The following is a 16,852-nucleotide window of genomic DNA, read 5'->3' on the forward strand; positions in this document are numbered from 1 at the left end:
TCTATAGTGCCATAATTAATTTTAAAATATATTGTGTGTTTCCTTTATAGCTCTCATGACTATTGCTATTTAGGGTTTTTTATAGGTACTATAATACTATCAAACAAATCACTATTTTCATTAACTTTAGACTCACTACCAACAACACAATGTGTGTTCTGTTTTATTGCTGCCTCGAGTACCTCTGCAAAATTTCTTATATCCTCTACAGTTGTAGATAACACTTCATCCCGTAGCTTTTGAAGATCATATTGAGTAGTACATGAAAAATACATGTTGTCCGCTATTAAGCCCTTATAATAGGGTCCTCTTAAATAATCCATACCACCTATTGTTCCTATTATATAGTTAGTCATTTCTTTATCACTTGCTTTAAAGTTTTTTAAAAATTTTACAGCTCCATCAAAGATATTTAGCGTTTCCTTTAAGTTTGGATCACGGTATGAATAAAATAATACTTCATATTTTGTAAAACTCATAGCTCCGCCATATGCACCACCTTTAACTCTAAGTTCCTTCCATAAATAATCACTATTTATAATATTTTCTACAACCTTCATTTTTCCATTATAATTAAAGCCTGCATTTTTAAAACTTCCTGCTTTAACAACATATTGTACCTGAGATGGAACAACAAAAGCTTCATTCTTTTTCGTATAATCAAATTTATATATCTGAGTAGGATATTCCTCATCTATAATTTTTTCTGAAAATAAATTAAAGCTATGAACAAAATCATCATAATATTTTTCATCACCAGTATAACTTACAACTAACCCTTTTTTGTTAAATACCATTTCTTTGATACTCTTTAAATTTTTTAATACTTCATTATATCTAGCTTCAAAGTTATCGTCTAAATCACAAATAAAATTATAATAAGGTAAATACCCCAAATCATTATACTTCCCACTATCTGATAAATAGGATAACGTACGCTCCATTGCGAAACTATTCTCTCCATTAACTATCATAGATTCATAATTTACTCTTAGCATTTTAATTAATCCCTTTATGCGTACTTCATCATCAAACACACTATGATTAATTACTTCATCTAAAAGTTCCAAAGCCTGTGGCAATCTACCATTGAGGCTACTCATTGAAACACTTATTTTAGGAAAATATTCATTACTATTAGTATTATTTTTAAATTGCGTTGAATTAAAGCTAATCCCACCCGTATCTTCTCTCATCTCATTTGAAAGCTGTATAAGGTTATATTTTTCAGTTTTAACATTTCCTAAAATACTAGCAAGTAGTTTTAAATATAGTATCTTATACTGAGGAACAACTGAACTATCAAAATATAAGTTTGTGTATGTTACACCATCAGTAACCATAGGATGACACAATAATTTTATACCATTTTCTTCTTTTTCTACCGTTGGAACTTCTTCTGCTTTTAAATTTAAATCTTCACGCAAAAGTGTTGGGACCTTGGATAAATTTTCTTTTGAGTCTGCTGTGTCTTGCCACCTTTTTAACTCTTGTGCGTCACTTTTTATTTTAGCTAACTCAATTTCTGATAGTGATAATTTATATGCCGCAAGCTTGCTTTTTAACATTTCTTCTTTTTTTTCATTCAATCCATTAAAAGGTATTAAAACAACTAATGAATTATGTTTGTTATCCAACAGATATTTTTGTATTAGTTTTTCAAAATATCTATGAGACATCTTTGCTTTTATTTTTTTAAGTGCGGGAGTAATCTCTAAATATTCTGTAGGGTCTATATCATAATTCCAAGTGGCCATAGAAGTGGACATATAGTTCATGCCCCTATTTGCATCAGAATTTTCTATGCGCAAACTTAATTCCGCAGCAGTGAATACTGAATTTACTAGTTTACTATCAAACCCTTCTTTTACTATTCGCTTTAGTGAAGTCTCAACAACATTTTTAAATTTATATTTTTCTGCCTCATTTGCATTTGTGGTAATTATACTGAAAGTTGGTTGTATTGTTGATGTACTAAAACTAGCATACCCATTGCCTCCAATACCGCTTTTCAATAAATCTTTTCTTAGAGGTGAAGCATCAGTATTCAAAAGAATTGCCTGCAACATTTGAAAAGCTAAAATATTCTCAACATCTGTTCCTTTATCAATAGCATAGTTAGATGATAAATACGCCATATTTGTAGTACTTGCCTCTTTTGCTACAGGATATATTTCTACTTTTTCTATGGCAGGTTTATAAGCCTTTTGTGATTTGATTTCACTATCAACAAATGTTTTTTTAAGTTTACATAGATAATTGTCATTTATAAATTTTAATGTGTTTTGAATATCTAATTTTCCATACAGATATAAAGAACTATTTGATGCAATATAATATTTTTTATAAGTCTCTAGAAATTTATCATAACTTAATTCAGGAATATTTTCCGGATTACCACCTGATTCAAAATTATATGAATTACCCTTGAAAAGCGACTTATTGATAGTATTAGCTAGTATTACTTGTGGTGAAGAAGTTGCCCCTTTCATTTCGTTATATACTATTCCATTATAATTTAATTCTCCTGTTTCCTTATTAATTTCATAATGCCAACCTTCCTGCTTAAGTATTCTAGGGTCTTTAGAAATATTAGGATAAAACACTGCATCCAAATACACACTCATCAAATTTTGAAAATCCTTGTCATTTTTACTTGCTACTGGATACATTGTAAAATCCGGACCCGTAAATGCATTTATAAACGTACTCAATGATTGTTTAGTCATAATAAGAAATGGATCTTTAACGGGATATTTCTCTGAACCACACAAAACCGAATGTTCAATAATATGGTTAACACCAGTATTATCATGCACTGGTGTGCGAAAACTTATTGAAAACACTTTGTTTTCATCCTCATTTTGCAAATAAATTAATTTAGCTCCGCTTTTGTCATGTTTAAATATCATGGCAGTAGAATGTATGTCTTCAATCCATTTTTTAGATTCTAGATTAAATCCTGATATACACTCGCCTATTTTAAAGACGTTCACCTGGCTTGTAGTGGAAACATAATTGGATAGTTGTAGCTTTCTACCTTGCGCAGTTCTTTCAACTTGTGCACCTTGTGCAATGAAACTGAAATTGTTTAGCAATAATCCAGTTACTAATAATATAGAAGTTAATTTTGTGAACTTTTTCATTTTACTCCACCTTAAACATTATTTTTCAAAGCATAATTTTTTTCATGTTATGAATAGTATGTTTTATTTTGATGGAAGTATTCACTCTATTTTAAGTGTCTTATTAATACAATTTTAAGAAAAAAAATCCAGTAGAATAGGCCTTCTACCGGATTTTTTACACATTTTGTAGTTACGAATTAATTAAACATTTTCTCCATTTAGCATTTTAAGCATATCTTGCTTTTCATTAGTAAATCTATTATACACACTCTGTTTTATCTCCGAAGAACTACTTCTAAAATAAACATCAACCTTTTGGCGCTCATTATACAAGTCATTTATGATATTACCGTCACTTTTATTTAAATTAAGTTTTGAGAATACAGATAAAGTTCCTCCTACACCATGTTGAACTACTGTAGAATACAAACTCTCCTTTAAAGCATTACTTTTTTTGCTTATATCAAAACCATATTTTGATTTTAATGCTTGTGCTGCTGTATCATAATAATTTTCTTTAACACAACCTTGCTGCAGCTTTAAAAAATTATCCTTGTCAGATAGTGCAATACTAGTCCATGCCGTATCGAAATTTGTGCCAAATCTATTACCATCTTTAGCTTTAGCTTCTGATAGTTTTGAATAAATTTGGTTATCTTTCTTTTGTAGTGAGTTAACAAAAGAATTTAAGGAGCCTGTTTTAGAAGAAAATTGCCATGCACCATAGGACTTTCCACCATAATCTCCTGGTGTATTACTTATTGAACCTGGATTTCCATTAGATTCATATTTAGCAGATGTTGACCCAAAGCCACTTAATTTATTATCCGTGCTTTGGCTATAATTATTTAATGATAGCGCCGCGCCCCTCATATTTGCATTAAAATTACTCATAGAACTCAGTGAATCATCAAAATCAAAAGAATTTTCCTTTGATAACGCAGTTGACATAAGCTCTGCCATCATAGAATTACCTGAGCTATCCATCATTTGAATAAGCATTGTTTTAAAAGCTAATTCTTGCGCTTTTTTTTCATTCTCAAAATCCTTTGTGCTATCATCAGAAATTGTATTATTATTTTTTATTTGCGAAGCATATTGATTTAACAAGGTATTGTTAATTATATTTGTAGATAATGCCATGATTATCACCCATTTTACATAAATTATTTCCCTACATTATCATTATCGTACATTAGAATAAAAACTTTATGCAAATTTCTAAAAAAATTCACTTTTCATTTGCATTATGCTTGTGACTTTAATTTTAAACTTGCCACAGCCAACACCTGCTCCTACAATTATAACTTTTTTACTCACAACAATTCCTGCTCCTTTTACACATTATATTTAGTTATATCTTATTTTTATCTAATCTTTATAAAATACACTAAATATTTGCATAAAACTATTTATGACCACTCCTCTAATATAGCTTTTATTTTAGTTTTGAATAAAATTACAGAGCATGTTCTACTTAATCTCAATCTCAAATCATATTCATATTTTTCAAATTTACATTTCATCTTTTGTTTAATTCTATTATGGAGAATATCATGGGTATAATCCATATCATCGTAGGGAATCTTATCTATAAGAAAAAAATTCAATTCTTCTCCTGCAGCACCTTTAAGCTGAAAATTGTTAGCCATTTTATTTATCATGAACCACTTTTTTATATTTTCATACTCTTTCATCATTTTTTCTAATGACATATTATATATTGCCTCGTCCAAAAACGGGACCTCTTGTAAACAATTCACATTCATAACATTATCTTCTACATCTTTAACAAAATAGAACATTTTTTTTCCCCTCCAAAACTAACTCTATCTTTCTTTATGTTTATTTCTTAACAGCTTTTAAAATTCACTATTAGTATATCAAAAATTGAATTTATTTTCTATTAATACTTAAACCCAATTGTTGCAAATATTACTATATAATATTTGTTTTTAGGCTTGCAAAGTGTTATTATTAAATTATATATATTGTATGAAAGGGGAATAAAAATGAACACAATGAAAGAATTTACTTTTGAGCCTCGTTATATGAGTTTAGCAGTTATAAAAGGTATAGATGTAGGAAATAAAATATTAAATGATCTTATCTTAGAAGATGAAAGTTGTTTAGGTCATAGGCAAGTAGGTAGCAGAAGCTATCACATATTCTATTTTAAAAATGATCGTTTTTCGGTTTATTATCACAAAGGTGGTACAGATGCTATGTACTCATCGGCTTCACTAGATGTAGTTTTAGAGTATGTAAATAATTTAAAACCAGAAGATTTCGAATAAAAATAAAATAAGAAGTTCTAAAGCTCAATTCAATGCATTATACGTAATATATACTTTCTTTTGCGACTAAAAACATTCAAAAAAAAGTAGTATAAAATGGAATACAGTTGGAGATGAAATAATGTCAATAACCAATATTACAACACTAGCAGATACAAAGTTTTTAAAACTTTATAATGCAGAATATATCAATAAAAATGGAAACCCTAAAAACTGGTCCATAGCTTCTAGAAAAGATTTGAATACATTGAAAGACAATTATTTTAATGGCGCAGAAGGCGATATCGATGCTGTTATTATAATAGCTATGTACATAGATAAAGCTACGTTCGTAGATAAAGCTACACCTGCAGAAGAAAATAAATTAGTTGTTATAAAGCAATTTAGGGTTCCGCTTAATGATTATGTTTATGAAATTCCCGCTGGACTTATAGATGCTGGCGAAGATTTTGAAACTACTGTAAAACGCGAACTAAAAGAAGAGACTGGACTTGATTTACTTAAAATTGATTTTAAAAAAACCAAAGCTAAGGCCTATATATCAGCAGGTATGACAGATGAGTCTGCAGCCTTAGTATATTGCACCTGCCAAGGTTCAATATCAAAAGCTTATTTAGAACCAGATGAAGATATTGAGATTATGCTATTATCAAAGGCTGAAGCTAAAAGTTTGATTACTTCAAATGAGAAGATAGATATTAAAGCTTATCTTGCTATACAAAACTTTATAGGATAATCAGAGATAATTAGTTGTTACCCACTTGTCAAGTAGCTATTATAACTAAGAGATGTTTAAATAAAACTCCAGCAGAATATTAGTTTATTCTACTGGAGTTTTTATTTTATATTCATATTCATATTCATATTCATAACTAAAAATGAAAATTCTACAAATTTAATCTTGTCATTACTTCAGTATCAAAAAACTTCCTAGATGTAGATCCTGAAACACTATAAACCTCACTGTCATCTATTTTTACAGATACTCCCTCTGTGCAATGCCCTAAGCAAAAAATTGCTTTTAGCTGAACCTTATCCGATACCTTATATTCTTCAATAATTTGCTGAAAATTATTAATAACATTATAAGATCCTTTAATATGGCATGCACTTCCTACACAAACACTCAAGTCTATCACAAAAATCACTCCTTCCCTTTATATTCTACATGTAATAGCTTATGAACCTTTCCTTTTAACAATCCCTGGTACAATGACATCATCACTGGATTTTCCTCGGAGCGTTTTATGCTACTCATTCTATCTGCTTCATATAATCCCGCACTACGTTTTAGTTTTCCTTCAGTTTTTGCAAATGGTTGTCCTGCACCACAAATGCAGCCTCCTGGGCATGCCATAACTTCAATAAAGTCATAATGAGCAACGCCCGTCTGAATTTTTTTTACAATCTCATCTGCGTTTTTAAGTCCACTTACCACTGCAATCTTAATTATGCGATTATCTACAGTAATACTAGTTTCTTTAACCCCCTCCATGCCACGTACACCATTAAAAGCAATGGAACGTAATGTGGGAGTTGATTTATCATCTAAAACCCTACGAATAACAGCTTCAGTAACACCTCCTGTTACTCCAAATATAATGCCAGCCCCACTGCTAACACCAAATGGCATATCTACTGCCTCAGGTTCTACCTCTGAGAATACAATTCCCGATTCTTTTATCATTTGGATAAGCTCTTGTGTAGTTATTACATAATCTACACTAGAAACCCCATCCTCCATGAATTCATCCCTTTTTGCTTCAGATTTTTTCGCTGTACAAGGCATAATTGCTACAGATACAATTCTCTTATTAGAATGTTTGTAGTGTTCCTTGAGCACTGAAGAAAACATTTGCATAGGTGAACGGCAAGTAGAAACATTTTTCATTAGACTTGGATAATTATTTTCCACATAGCTTACCCATGCAGGGCAACAAGATGTAAATAATGGTAATTTTTCATTTTTTTCAATTCTTGAGAGAAATTCTGTGGTTTCCTCAAGTACTGTAAGATCCGCTCCAGTAGAAGTATCAAAAACTTCATCAAAACCCATTTTTCTAAGAGCACTTACTATTTTACCCATTACGTTTTCTCCATCTTTTTGTCCAAGTTCCTGGCTAATTCCAACTCTTACTGCAGGAGCAATCTGAACTACAACCTTTGTATCCTTATCACTAAGTTCTTCCCAAAGCTTGGCTGTATCGTTTTTCACTACAATAGCACCTGTAGGACAAACAGCTGCACACTGTCCACAACCCACACAATTAGATTCTGATAATGCTTCATCAAAAGCAGTTCCTACACTCATTTTCGAACCCCTTTTAACAAAGTCAATAGCTCCAACATTTTGTACCTCATCACATACACGAACACAATCTCCACATAAAATACACTTACTATTATCCCTTACTATACATAGAGATGAATTATCTATCTTCTTATTTTCAGAAGTATTTTTAAATCTTATTTCCTTTATACCAAAACGCTGTGATAACTCTTGCAATTTGCAGTGACCATTTTTTTCACAAGTAGTACAATCTCTACAATGATCTGAAAGTAATAATTCAAGAATCATTTTTCTATATTTACGAAGCCTTGGTGTGTTGGTATATATCTCCATTCCGTTTCTTGGCGGAGTGGAGCAAGAAGCCTCCATATCTCCTCTTTTGTTCTCTACCATACACATACGACAGGCCCCATAAACCGAAAGCTCCGAATAATAACACAAGGTAGGTAATTCAATGCCAGCTTTTCTAACTAATTCAAGAATGTTTTTTTCACCATTTATCTCTACCGGAATATCATCTATAAGCATAAACTGTCCATTCATTTTTTTAATCCTCCCTTATAGCATTAAATGCACAAGCTTCAATGCAAGCGCCACACTTAATGCACCTATCTTTATCAATTATATATGGGCTTTTAATCTTGCCTGAAATTGCATGAACTGGACATATTCTCGCACACTTTGAACATCCTTTGCAAAGTTCAGCTTCAATAAATATTGTCTTAAGTCCTACACAGGTTTTTGATGGACATTTCTTCTGAATTATATGAGTTTCATACTCATCACGGAAATTTTTAATAGTACTAATAACTGGCAATGCAGCTGATTTACCAAGGCCACATAGTGCTGTTTGAGATATAGTATCTGCAAGTTCTAATAGTGTATCTATGTCTTCTATCACACCACTACCTGCAACAATTCTTTCAAGAATTTCAAGCATTCTTTTAGTGCCCTCACGACAAGGTACACACTTACCACAAGATTCATTTTGAGTAAAACTCATGAAAAATTTTGCAACCTCAACCATACAAGTATCTTCATCCATAACCACCAGACCACCAGAACCTATCATTGCACCTACTTTTTTTAACGAATCAAAATCTAGTAATAAATCAAGGTTCGAGGTTACAAGACAACCGCCAGAGGGACCACCTATTTGTACAGCCTTAAACTTTTTACCATTTTTAATTCCTCCACCTATATCGAATATTATTTCTCTTAATGTTGTACCCATTGGTACCTCAATAAGTCCTGTATTTTCAATATTCCCTGTTAATGCAAAGGCTTTCGTTCCTGGGCTTTTTTCCGTTCCAATAGATTTATACCACTCTACCCCTCTATTAATAATTGATGGTACATTTCCAAAGGTTTCAACATTATTAAGTACTGTTGGTTTACCAAAAAGTCCTTGTTCTACTGTTCTTGGAGGTTTTACCCTAGGCATCCCCCTTTTTCCTTCAATAGAAGCCGTAAGTGCACTTCCCTCACCGCATACAAAAGCACCTGCACCTTTGTTTATTTTAATATCAAAACTAAAGTTTGTCCCAAGAATGTTTTCACCTAAAATTCCATAACTTCTTGCTTGACTAATAGCATTCTTAAGTCTGCTTACAGCAAGAGGATACTCGGCTCTCACATAAATATAACCCTCCCTTGCTCCACAGGCAATAGCCGCAATCATCATTCCTTGAATTACTCTATGAGGGTCACCCTCCATTAAACTCCTGTCCATAAATGCACCAGGGTCACCTTCGTCCCCATTGCACACAATATATTTAGTTGTCTCTTTTTGAAGTTTTACTTGTGACCATTTACGGCCTGTAGGAAACCCACCGCCCCCACGTCCTCTTAAAGTTGATTCCTCTATTTGCTTAATGATGTCATCAGAACTCATATCAAATAATGCTTTTTCAAGTGCCCTATATCCTCCAACAGCAAAATATTCTTCTATGGAAGTTGCATCAATATGTCCACAATGTTCAAGTGCAAGCCTAGTTTGCTTTTTATAAAAAGGAATTTCCTCTTGTTTTTTATATATTTTCCCGTCTTTGGTATATGCGAGTCTCTCTACGCACTCATTATTAATTATAGTTTTCTCTATAATTTCTACGCAATCTTCTGGTTTTACTTTTATATATAAATATCCCCAAGGTTCAATTCTTACAAGAGGTCCCATTTCGCAGAATCCATGACATCCACTTTTTTTAATTCCAACTGATTCATCATGTGGTTCCACTTCAAGTTTTATTTCACAATTTATTCCTTTATCCACCATTAATCTTACAAGCTCATCATAAATATCTAGGGAACCACCTGCAACGCAACCAGTACCTGCACATATAAGAATTTTCTTCTTTTGCATGCCCAGACTAGCCTTATAAGCATTCCTAATATCAATTAAATCATTTCTATTATGAAGCATATTAATTCTCCTCCTTAAGTGTGTTTAGAAGCCCCACAGCTTTTTCTGGAGTCATAGCACCATAGACTTTTTCGTTAATAGTTAAAACAGGTGCAAGTCCACAAGCACCAAGACATGATACCGTTTCCAAGGTAAACATTAAATCATCGGTTGTGATCTTAGCTTCTGAAAGTCCTAATTCAGTTCGCAGCTTGTCTAATATTGGAATAGACTTTCTTACATGACAGGCTGTACCATTACATATTTTTATTACATACTTGCCCTTAGGTTCTAATGAAAAATTATCATAAAAAGTAGCCACACTATATATTTTAGCTCTACTCATTCCAAGCTTGTCTGACAAATATGAAAATATTTCCTTAGGTAAATACCTATAAATTTCTTGTGTATCCTGTAATATTGCAATAATATTGCAGGATTCAAATTCATGCTGGCTTAATATGCTATCTAACTTACTATAATCAAATTGCTTATTCATTATAATTCCTCCTGTAAATATTGTTAACTTTTTATCATAACTATATACTATATTAATCTTTAGAATATTGCAATAATAACTTCATAAAAACTGGTGCCACCCACGTGGCAAGTTGTACAAACAATTTATACAAAAAAAATTCAGCAGAATACTATTCTACTGAATTTTTATTAGTTTTTTGCTAGTTGCTTTCTGGTTTTATTACCTCTTTAACCACTATATTTTCTATAGGTTTTGATACAATTGAATTTTTTTCACTTGCCATATTCGCTAGTACCATACTCATTATTCCTTCCATTGCATTAGGTGTTTTTCCATCACTACCACCCATTATTACAGTTTGTGGTACAAGTGGAGACTTGCTTATCTTTAATGCCTCTGCAAATGCTATCATAACACTTTGCTGTACTTGTAATTCTGGTCCACCGTATGCATCAACTAAAGCTTTTGCTGCTGTTCCCTTTGCAATACCTACCTTTGTTTCTTGCTCAGCAGTAGCATCCGCAACTACTTTAATATTTAATGCTGTTGCATTACCTACTTTTTCAAGCTTAAATGCCTCTGCACCTGCCTGTAATTCAACTTGTTTCGCATTAGCAGCTGCTGTTAATTCTATAGTTTTGGCTTGCGCCGCAGCTTGTGCTTCTCTAGTATACCTCTCAGCATCCGCTTCTTGAGTTCTCTTGTATTTGTCAGCTTCTGCAAGTTTCTGAGTTTTTAATGCTAACTGCTCTGCAAGCCTTAATTCTGATTTACCTTTATTATCAGCTACCTCAATATCAATACTTGATTGTGTAAGAGCTGATTGCGCCATTGATTTCGCTTGAGCTTCATTTAATTCTCTTTGCTTTTCGGCAGATTTTTGTTTAGCTTCATTGGTCTTAATTTCTTCCATAGCTACCTGTCTATCTCTTAGTTGTGCAAGAATTTTTTCAATTCTTGTATCACTAGCCGAAGCTGCTGGTGTTCCAATTAATACTTCTTGAAGTTCTAAATCATATAATTTAAATTTCTGCTTCATTTCATCAGATGCTTCTTGCTGAATTTGACTTCTATCTTGAACAAGTTCTATAAGAGTTTTCGTTTGCCCAATATTCTTAAAATAACCAGCTACCATTGGGTCAAGAGATTGTTCAACAAGCATTTTAATATCCCCAAACCTTTGTATAACTGAGGAAGCTTTTCTATAATCAATGTTAAATACTACTGTAAGTGGTAGATTGGGCTCAAAAGCATCCTTAGTTATTAAACTAATCTCTTTTAAATTATCATCTAATTTGTGAACTCCAGTTTGGCCACTAATCCACTTTAGTATTACATTAGTAGTAGGAACTGGCACAACTTTACCAGCATAAGTATTAAACGCATACTTTCCTGGCATCATAGAATCTCTCCAAATACCCTTTTTACCTTGTTCCACAAGTTCTCCATGAGAGTACCCAGTGCCTGAAACATCCTCACCTTTATCACCGAAATAACTTACCACAACCCCTACGTACCCAATATTTATTATACTTTTAGGTACTATATCCACACTTGCAAACATTCTATTAATGAAATAAACTCCATCCGTAAGTACTTGCATCTGCTTACCTTTTCTTCCATCTGCAGCCAAAAACTTTTCTGGCTCTTGAAAGTTATTATGATAGAATTCATTATTTACGCCTTCACCAACAATAGGCGCTATAATTGCTCCATTATCAGGTGTAGGCCCCTCATTAATAGTTACAATACCTATAGTATCGCGACTATCTTTGCTATCGTACTTATTAACTCCTTTACCAAATCCAGCTTCCATTTCATTACTGTCATTCTGATGAGTATATTGTTCAGAAACTTTTGAACTCGATATAAGTACAGGGCTAAATCCAGCTACTTTAGCTAAGTCACTTCGCATAGTTTCTATTTGAGCTGTCTCATCCTTTGAGGTAAATATTGAATGTACCCTATCTTTGGTGATTATAATAAATTGTGCCAAATTAAATGCATAAGTACCCTCACGAAGAACCTGCCTTTGTGGTCCTTTTTGACCATCATTATTCAAAAATGCTACAACATCTTGGAAAGATTTACATTCTGGAATAACCTTACCTAGTGTTTGGCCATCTCCTAAACTTTCCCCTGACCTTGAAAATACATAAGCTATTTGACCTTGTGGTATGGTTACTAACCTTACTTTCTTTATCTTGTACTTAAAAGGAGTTTTAAAGTGAACACCAGCCCTTAGTACTTCTGGCTGATAACCAGCTTCTCCTCTAAGTGCTATAAGTCCATCTGAAGGAACTGACCCACCCATACTCCACCATTTCTCAACAATGCCTACTTCATCTGAGCCTATACTTGTAAACCCTATACCATAAGCAATTAAAAATATTGCTACTAGCACTATGCCTGGTATAATCAAAAGTGTGTAATCCATAATTATTCCCCCTTACAATTTATGTTCTGTTTTATATATTTTGTCATTAGTTAATTATATCACATATATTACTCTATTATAACTTTTACTTATTTATATTTTTTACTTACTTGATTTTGTGGTAAGTCTAAAAAATATATTAAAACATGAACAAATAGTAAAGATGTTGCCAGCATATAAATATTGTTTGCTATTATATTATTAAAATCACTGTAAGTCATAAAAAAACTCATTGATTGTTATAACGATTTATCTATATTTTATAAAAAAACAAAGCCTAGATAACACTATGCTCACTTTCTTTTCGTATTTCTCAACGAAGAGCACAAAAAATAATAGATACCTCAATAATTATTGGGGTATCTATTATTTATGTTGGTGCGACACCAGGGAATCGAACCCTGGACAACCTGATTAAGAGTCAGGTGCTCTACCAACTGAGCTAGTGACGCACATTACGGAATAAATCTAGTATACTCTACTTTTCCGCATTTGTAAATACATATAACAATTAAGAATAGATAAACTTTCATTTATTAGCCTCACTTATGTTGGCAAATAAGCTAAGCCATACCTTTAAGGGTCTATAACTGTTTTATTGCCAACATATGTAAGACGACCCAACTCATGGCTTAAGACACGAGAGTGCGGTCGAAGTCTTCAATAATTTTAACTACCCATCTGCATATTCAATGTACTCACTATTTTCTACTAAACTTGCTAAATCTCCTAAGCCTGAGCCTAAAATTACGGCAACCACAGGTTTATTGTTCACCTTATTTTTTATATAATTTACCGATTCCATAACTTTATCGTACATTTAAAATCCCCCCAAAAGTATATTTAAAAATTTTGAAATCCCCAAACTCCCAATATTGGTTTTTCATATTTATACTAACACTATAACTATATAAATAGAAATTATAATTTTTGCTTATCCTTATAAAATGTCTATTTACACAAAAAAATCCAGCAGATTTAATTAAATCTATTGGATTTTTTATTTGTATCTTATATTATGAATATATTTTTATTTTATGTAATTTACAGTGTCTTCTTTCCTTTTTGGTGCATTAGTTATCTGAATTTTTTTATATCCAAGACAAAATGCGTGTATTTGTTTAAATCCTTCTGGTATTTCAAGCTCCTTAAGCCATTCCACTCCATTTTCACTATTTAATAAATATGCAATAAGACCAATGAAGCAGCCACCAATTTCTAATGATTCTGCTGCTAAAAGCATATTTTCTACTGCTATAGCGCAATCAACTGAAGCGGCAGCATTATTCTCGTCTCCAGATACCAATACTATTGTTGGTGCATTATAAAACACATGAAAATTTTCACTATCAGCAAATCTTCTAACGTATTCATTATCAGATTTACTTGCAACTTCTTTAAAATCATCATTTAATCTATCTATAATATCTTTTCTTTGTATTACTGTAAAATGCCAAGGTTGCTTATTTGTAGCACTTGGTGCATAAATACCTGCATCTATTATATCTTGCACATCAGTATCATTAAGTTGTTCTGGTAAAAATGCCCTTGTACTTCTTCTATTTCTTATATTTTTCAAAGTTTCATTCATATTGAAATTCCTCCGTTATCTTATTTCCACTATATATCATTGTATCACTATATTTTGTTAATGTAAGTACGCACTTTAAAAACTCATAGTAACCAAAGTAATACCATGATAATATTTTTTTCATGTATCTTTTAAATTTCAAATCTAGCTTATGCAGAAGACACTTTACCTATACCAAATATTAGTCAATAATTGTGGAGTAAAAATATATAATAAAATAGGTATGGCTTATGGTTAACCTACAGATAATACATATATAGTACATATAGTACATATATAATACATAAAACACTAATATCTCCCCATTTCCTCTAAATATAAGGTATAATTAAAGTTATTAAATTAAAACATATGAGGCAAAACAATTAATAATTGTTTTGTGCCCCAGCGAACTACAGGAGGGTAACGAATGATAGAAATAAATGATACAGTAGCAGCACTATTAGAAAGTCTAAAAAATGCAAATGATAAACAGAGATCTGCTATAGTAAATAAGCTTTCTCTAGATTATAATAATGCAATTCCAATGTTATGGTCAAAAATAATAACAGATGAGGACCCAAGGGCAATACTTTCTGTTATGAGAGATATTTTAAAAAAGGAAAAACCAAAGGGAATGTTCAAAAGAACTATTGGAAATTCAAAGGAAAAGTTAAGCGCTCTTCTTTCGCATTCAGATCCCAAAGTAAGAAAGAATGTATGCGGTGTTATTGGTGAACTAGGTGACCCTGCATATTTAGAGGCTTTATATAATGCATATAATTCTGAAGATAAATTATTTGTAAGATATTCCTATGTACTTGCAATTGGAAACTGTGGCACAGTTGATGATGCAGTAAAATTGAGAAAAATGTTTGAAGATGTAGTAACAAATGAAAAAGCTTGCAGTGAAAATGACTCACTAATAGAAACTAGTAAACATATTAATGAGGAAAAACTAGCACTTACAAGAGCCATAGATAAATTGTCACCACCTGTACATCATGAATTTAAAGGGTTTGATGAAACTGTACCTATGATTCTAACAGTTATGAATTATCAATATCAGCAAACTTTAAAAGAGCTTGAAGAAAACTCAATTAACGGTAGACTTATAGACGAAGGAATTCTTATTTACGAGGATGATTTAGATAAGATTTACAAATGCAGAACCTTTTATGAGCTTCTGTTCCCTTTAGATAAATGTGAAGACTTACAATTTGATTATAAAATAATAGCTTCTGAAATTATAAATGCAAATATTGTAGATTTTTTAAATCAGTGTCATGATAACGAAAGTAATTTGCCTTTTGGTTATAGAGTCGAATTTAAAACCATGGATGCAAGTAGAGAGAGATCTGAGTTTGTAAAAAACTTATCTATGGAGTTAGATAGCCTCTCCTCTGGTAATTTGAAAAATAGTCCCTCATCCTATGAAGTTGAAATCCGAATACTTGAGAAAAATGATCTCTGTAGTGTATTTATAAAACTATATTCCTATGTTGACAATAGATTTGACTATAGGAAAAATGAAATAGCAACCTCCATAAATCCTATAACTGCAGCTATTGTAATGAAGTCTATAGAAAAATGGTTGAAAACTAGTGCTAATGTTATTGATCCCTTCTGTGGCACTGGAACAATGCTTATTGAAAGAGCTAAACTAAAAGCCGTTGGAAGTTTAACAGGTATTGATATATATAGACGCGCTATATCAGCTGCTGAAGTAAATTCTAAATTAGCTAATCTAGACATCGATTTAATAGATGAAGATATATTTGAATTTTATACTAGCCATCCTTTTGATGAACTTATAACAAATATGCCTTTTGACAATAAGTCCACCACCCATAATAAATATGCAGACTTATATAGGGACTTTGTAAATAAAATTCCGAGCCTTGTAATAAAAGGTGGAATGGCCTTTGTATACACAATAGAGAAGCAATTATTTAGAGAAGTTCTAATAGATAATGAAGATCTTGAGCTTCTTCAAGAGATAAAAATTGAGAGTGGTAGACTTACACCTCATGTGTTTGTACTAAGAGTTAAATAAAACGCAAGTCAAAAAATGCTTTAAAAGAAGAAGGCCACCTAGCCATTAGGTGACCTTCTCCTTTTTACTTTTAAATTTAAAGTATAAGATTTATCTTATATCTTATACTCCGCACAATATATTATAAAATCCCTATATTTAATTTTAGGGTATTTTCTACTTGTATTTTCAACAATACTACAAACTTTTAAC

Annotated in this window: 13 protein-coding genes and 1 tRNA gene; 3 read left to right on the forward strand and 11 right to left on the reverse strand. The window is 31.9% G+C overall.

The window, feature by feature from the left end; genetic code table 11:
* Positions 1–65: 65 nt before the first annotated feature.
* From KPL51_RS13325 to KPL51_RS13335, 3 genes are all read right to left on the reverse strand, one after another.
* On the reverse strand, positions 66–3,146 hold the full coding sequence (locus tag KPL51_RS13325) for an insulinase family protein (RefSeq protein ID WP_216162320.1): 3,081 nt from the start codon (positions 3,144–3,146) through the stop codon (positions 66–68).
* A 183-nt stretch (positions 3,147–3,329) separates the two neighbouring features.
* On the reverse strand, positions 3,330–4,271 hold the full coding sequence (locus tag KPL51_RS13330) for a VgrG-related protein (protein ID WP_216162322.1): 942 nt from the start codon (positions 4,269–4,271) through the stop codon (positions 3,330–3,332).
* A 269-nt stretch (positions 4,272–4,540) separates the two neighbouring features.
* Positions 4,541–4,933: a hypothetical protein gene (locus KPL51_RS13335; protein WP_216162324.1), complete on the reverse strand. Its 393-nt coding sequence runs from the start codon at positions 4,931–4,933 to the stop codon at positions 4,541–4,543.
* A gap of 207 nt (positions 4,934–5,140) precedes the next feature.
* On the opposite strand from KPL51_RS13335, the gene KPL51_RS13340 reads away from it, so the two are divergent.
* Positions 5,141–5,425, forward strand: coding sequence for a hypothetical protein (locus KPL51_RS13340; protein ID WP_216162327.1), 285 nt, complete (start codon positions 5,141–5,143; stop codon positions 5,423–5,425).
* 121 nt (positions 5,426–5,546) lie between these two features.
* A complete protein-coding gene (locus KPL51_RS13345) occupies positions 5,547–6,161 on the forward strand; it encodes an NUDIX hydrolase (RefSeq protein ID WP_216162329.1) in 615 nt (204 codons plus the stop codon).
* Positions 6,162–6,312: 151 nt separating this feature from the next.
* On the opposite strand, the gene KPL51_RS13350 is transcribed toward KPL51_RS13345, so the two are convergent.
* The 8 genes from KPL51_RS13350 to KPL51_RS13385 form a co-directional block, all read right to left on the reverse strand.
* The gene (locus KPL51_RS13350) at positions 6,313–6,564 is read right to left on the reverse strand and encodes a (2Fe-2S) ferredoxin domain-containing protein (protein WP_216162332.1); all 252 of its coding nucleotides are present in this window, start codon (positions 6,562–6,564) and stop codon (positions 6,313–6,315) included.
* Between the two features lie 5 nt (positions 6,565–6,569).
* Positions 6,570–8,258 (reverse strand): [FeFe] hydrogenase, group A, encoded by a 1,689-nt coding sequence (locus KPL51_RS13355; protein WP_216162335.1) that lies wholly within the window; start codon positions 8,256–8,258, stop codon positions 6,570–6,572.
* A 4-nt stretch (positions 8,259–8,262) separates the two neighbouring features.
* Positions 8,263–10,137, reverse strand: a complete 1,875-nt coding sequence (gene nuoF / locus KPL51_RS13360; RefSeq protein WP_216162338.1) for an NADH-quinone oxidoreductase subunit NuoF — start codon at positions 10,135–10,137, stop codon at positions 8,263–8,265.
* A 1-nt stretch (position 10,138) separates the two neighbouring features.
* Complete coding sequence (locus KPL51_RS13365; protein WP_216162342.1) at positions 10,139–10,615, reverse strand: complex I 24 kDa subunit family protein; 477 nt, start codon at positions 10,613–10,615, stop codon at positions 10,139–10,141.
* Positions 10,616–10,796: 181 nt separating this feature from the next.
* Positions 10,797–13,034 (reverse strand): SPFH domain-containing protein, encoded by a 2,238-nt coding sequence (locus tag KPL51_RS13370; protein WP_216162346.1) that lies wholly within the window; start codon positions 13,032–13,034, stop codon positions 10,797–10,799.
* Positions 13,035–13,410: 376 nt separating this feature from the next.
* Positions 13,411–13,486: transfer RNA gene (locus tag KPL51_RS13375), tRNA-Lys, on the reverse strand.
* Between the two features lie 221 nt (positions 13,487–13,707).
* Positions 13,708–13,854 carry a hypothetical protein gene (locus KPL51_RS13380; RefSeq protein ID WP_216162350.1) on the reverse strand — a complete coding sequence of 49 codons (147 nt, stop codon included), beginning with the start codon at positions 13,852–13,854 and terminating at the stop codon, positions 13,708–13,710.
* Between the two features lie 210 nt (positions 13,855–14,064).
* Positions 14,065–14,625: a nitroreductase family protein gene (locus KPL51_RS13385; RefSeq protein ID WP_216162353.1), complete on the reverse strand. Its 561-nt coding sequence runs from the start codon at positions 14,623–14,625 to the stop codon at positions 14,065–14,067.
* Positions 14,626–15,034: 409 nt separating this feature from the next.
* Between KPL51_RS13385 and KPL51_RS13390 the strand changes: the two genes are divergently transcribed.
* On the forward strand, positions 15,035–16,660 hold the full coding sequence (locus KPL51_RS13390; RefSeq protein WP_216162355.1) for a HEAT repeat domain-containing protein: 1,626 nt from the start codon (positions 15,035–15,037) through the stop codon (positions 16,658–16,660).
* Positions 16,661–16,852: the final 192 nt, after the last annotated feature.

Source organism: Clostridium bowmanii (assembly GCF_018861315.1).
GTDB classification, from domain to species: Bacteria; Bacillota; Clostridia; order Clostridiales; family Clostridiaceae; genus Clostridium_AD; species Clostridium_AD bowmanii.

Bases quoted from the DNA above. Each gene is read 5' to 3' on its own strand.
- KPL51_RS13325 (WP_216162320.1), bottom strand. From the start codon at position 3,146: ATGAAAAAGTTCACAAAATTAACTTCTATATTATTAGTAACTGGATTA.
- KPL51_RS13330 (WP_216162322.1), bottom strand. From the start codon at position 4,271: ATGGCATTATCTACAAATATAATTAACAATACCTTGTTAAATCAATAT.
- KPL51_RS13335 (WP_216162324.1), bottom strand. From the start codon at position 4,933: ATGTTCTATTTTGTTAAAGATGTAGAAGATAATGTTATGAATGTGAAT.
- KPL51_RS13340 (WP_216162327.1), top strand. From the start codon at position 5,141: ATGAACACAATGAAAGAATTTACTTTTGAGCCTCGTTATATGAGTTTA.
- KPL51_RS13345 (WP_216162329.1), top strand. From the start codon at position 5,547: ATGTCAATAACCAATATTACAACACTAGCAGATACAAAGTTTTTAAAA.
- KPL51_RS13355 (WP_216162335.1), bottom strand. From the start codon at position 8,258: ATGAATGGACAGTTTATGCTTATAGATGATATTCCGGTAGAGATAAAT.
- nuoF (WP_216162338.1), bottom strand. From the start codon at position 10,137: ATGCTTCATAATAGAAATGATTTAATTGATATTAGGAATGCTTATAAG.
- KPL51_RS13365 (WP_216162342.1), bottom strand. From the start codon at position 10,615: ATGAATAAGCAATTTGATTATAGTAAGTTAGATAGCATATTAAGCCAG.
- KPL51_RS13370 (WP_216162346.1), bottom strand. From the start codon at position 13,034: ATGGATTACACACTTTTGATTATACCAGGCATAGTGCTAGTAGCAATA.
- KPL51_RS13380 (WP_216162350.1), bottom strand. From the start codon at position 13,854: ATGTACGATAAAGTTATGGAATCGGTAAATTATATAAAAAATAAGGTG.
- KPL51_RS13385 (WP_216162353.1), bottom strand. From the start codon at position 14,625: ATGAATGAAACTTTGAAAAATATAAGAAATAGAAGAAGTACAAGGGCA.
- KPL51_RS13390 (WP_216162355.1), top strand. From the start codon at position 15,035: ATGATAGAAATAAATGATACAGTAGCAGCACTATTAGAAAGTCTAAAA.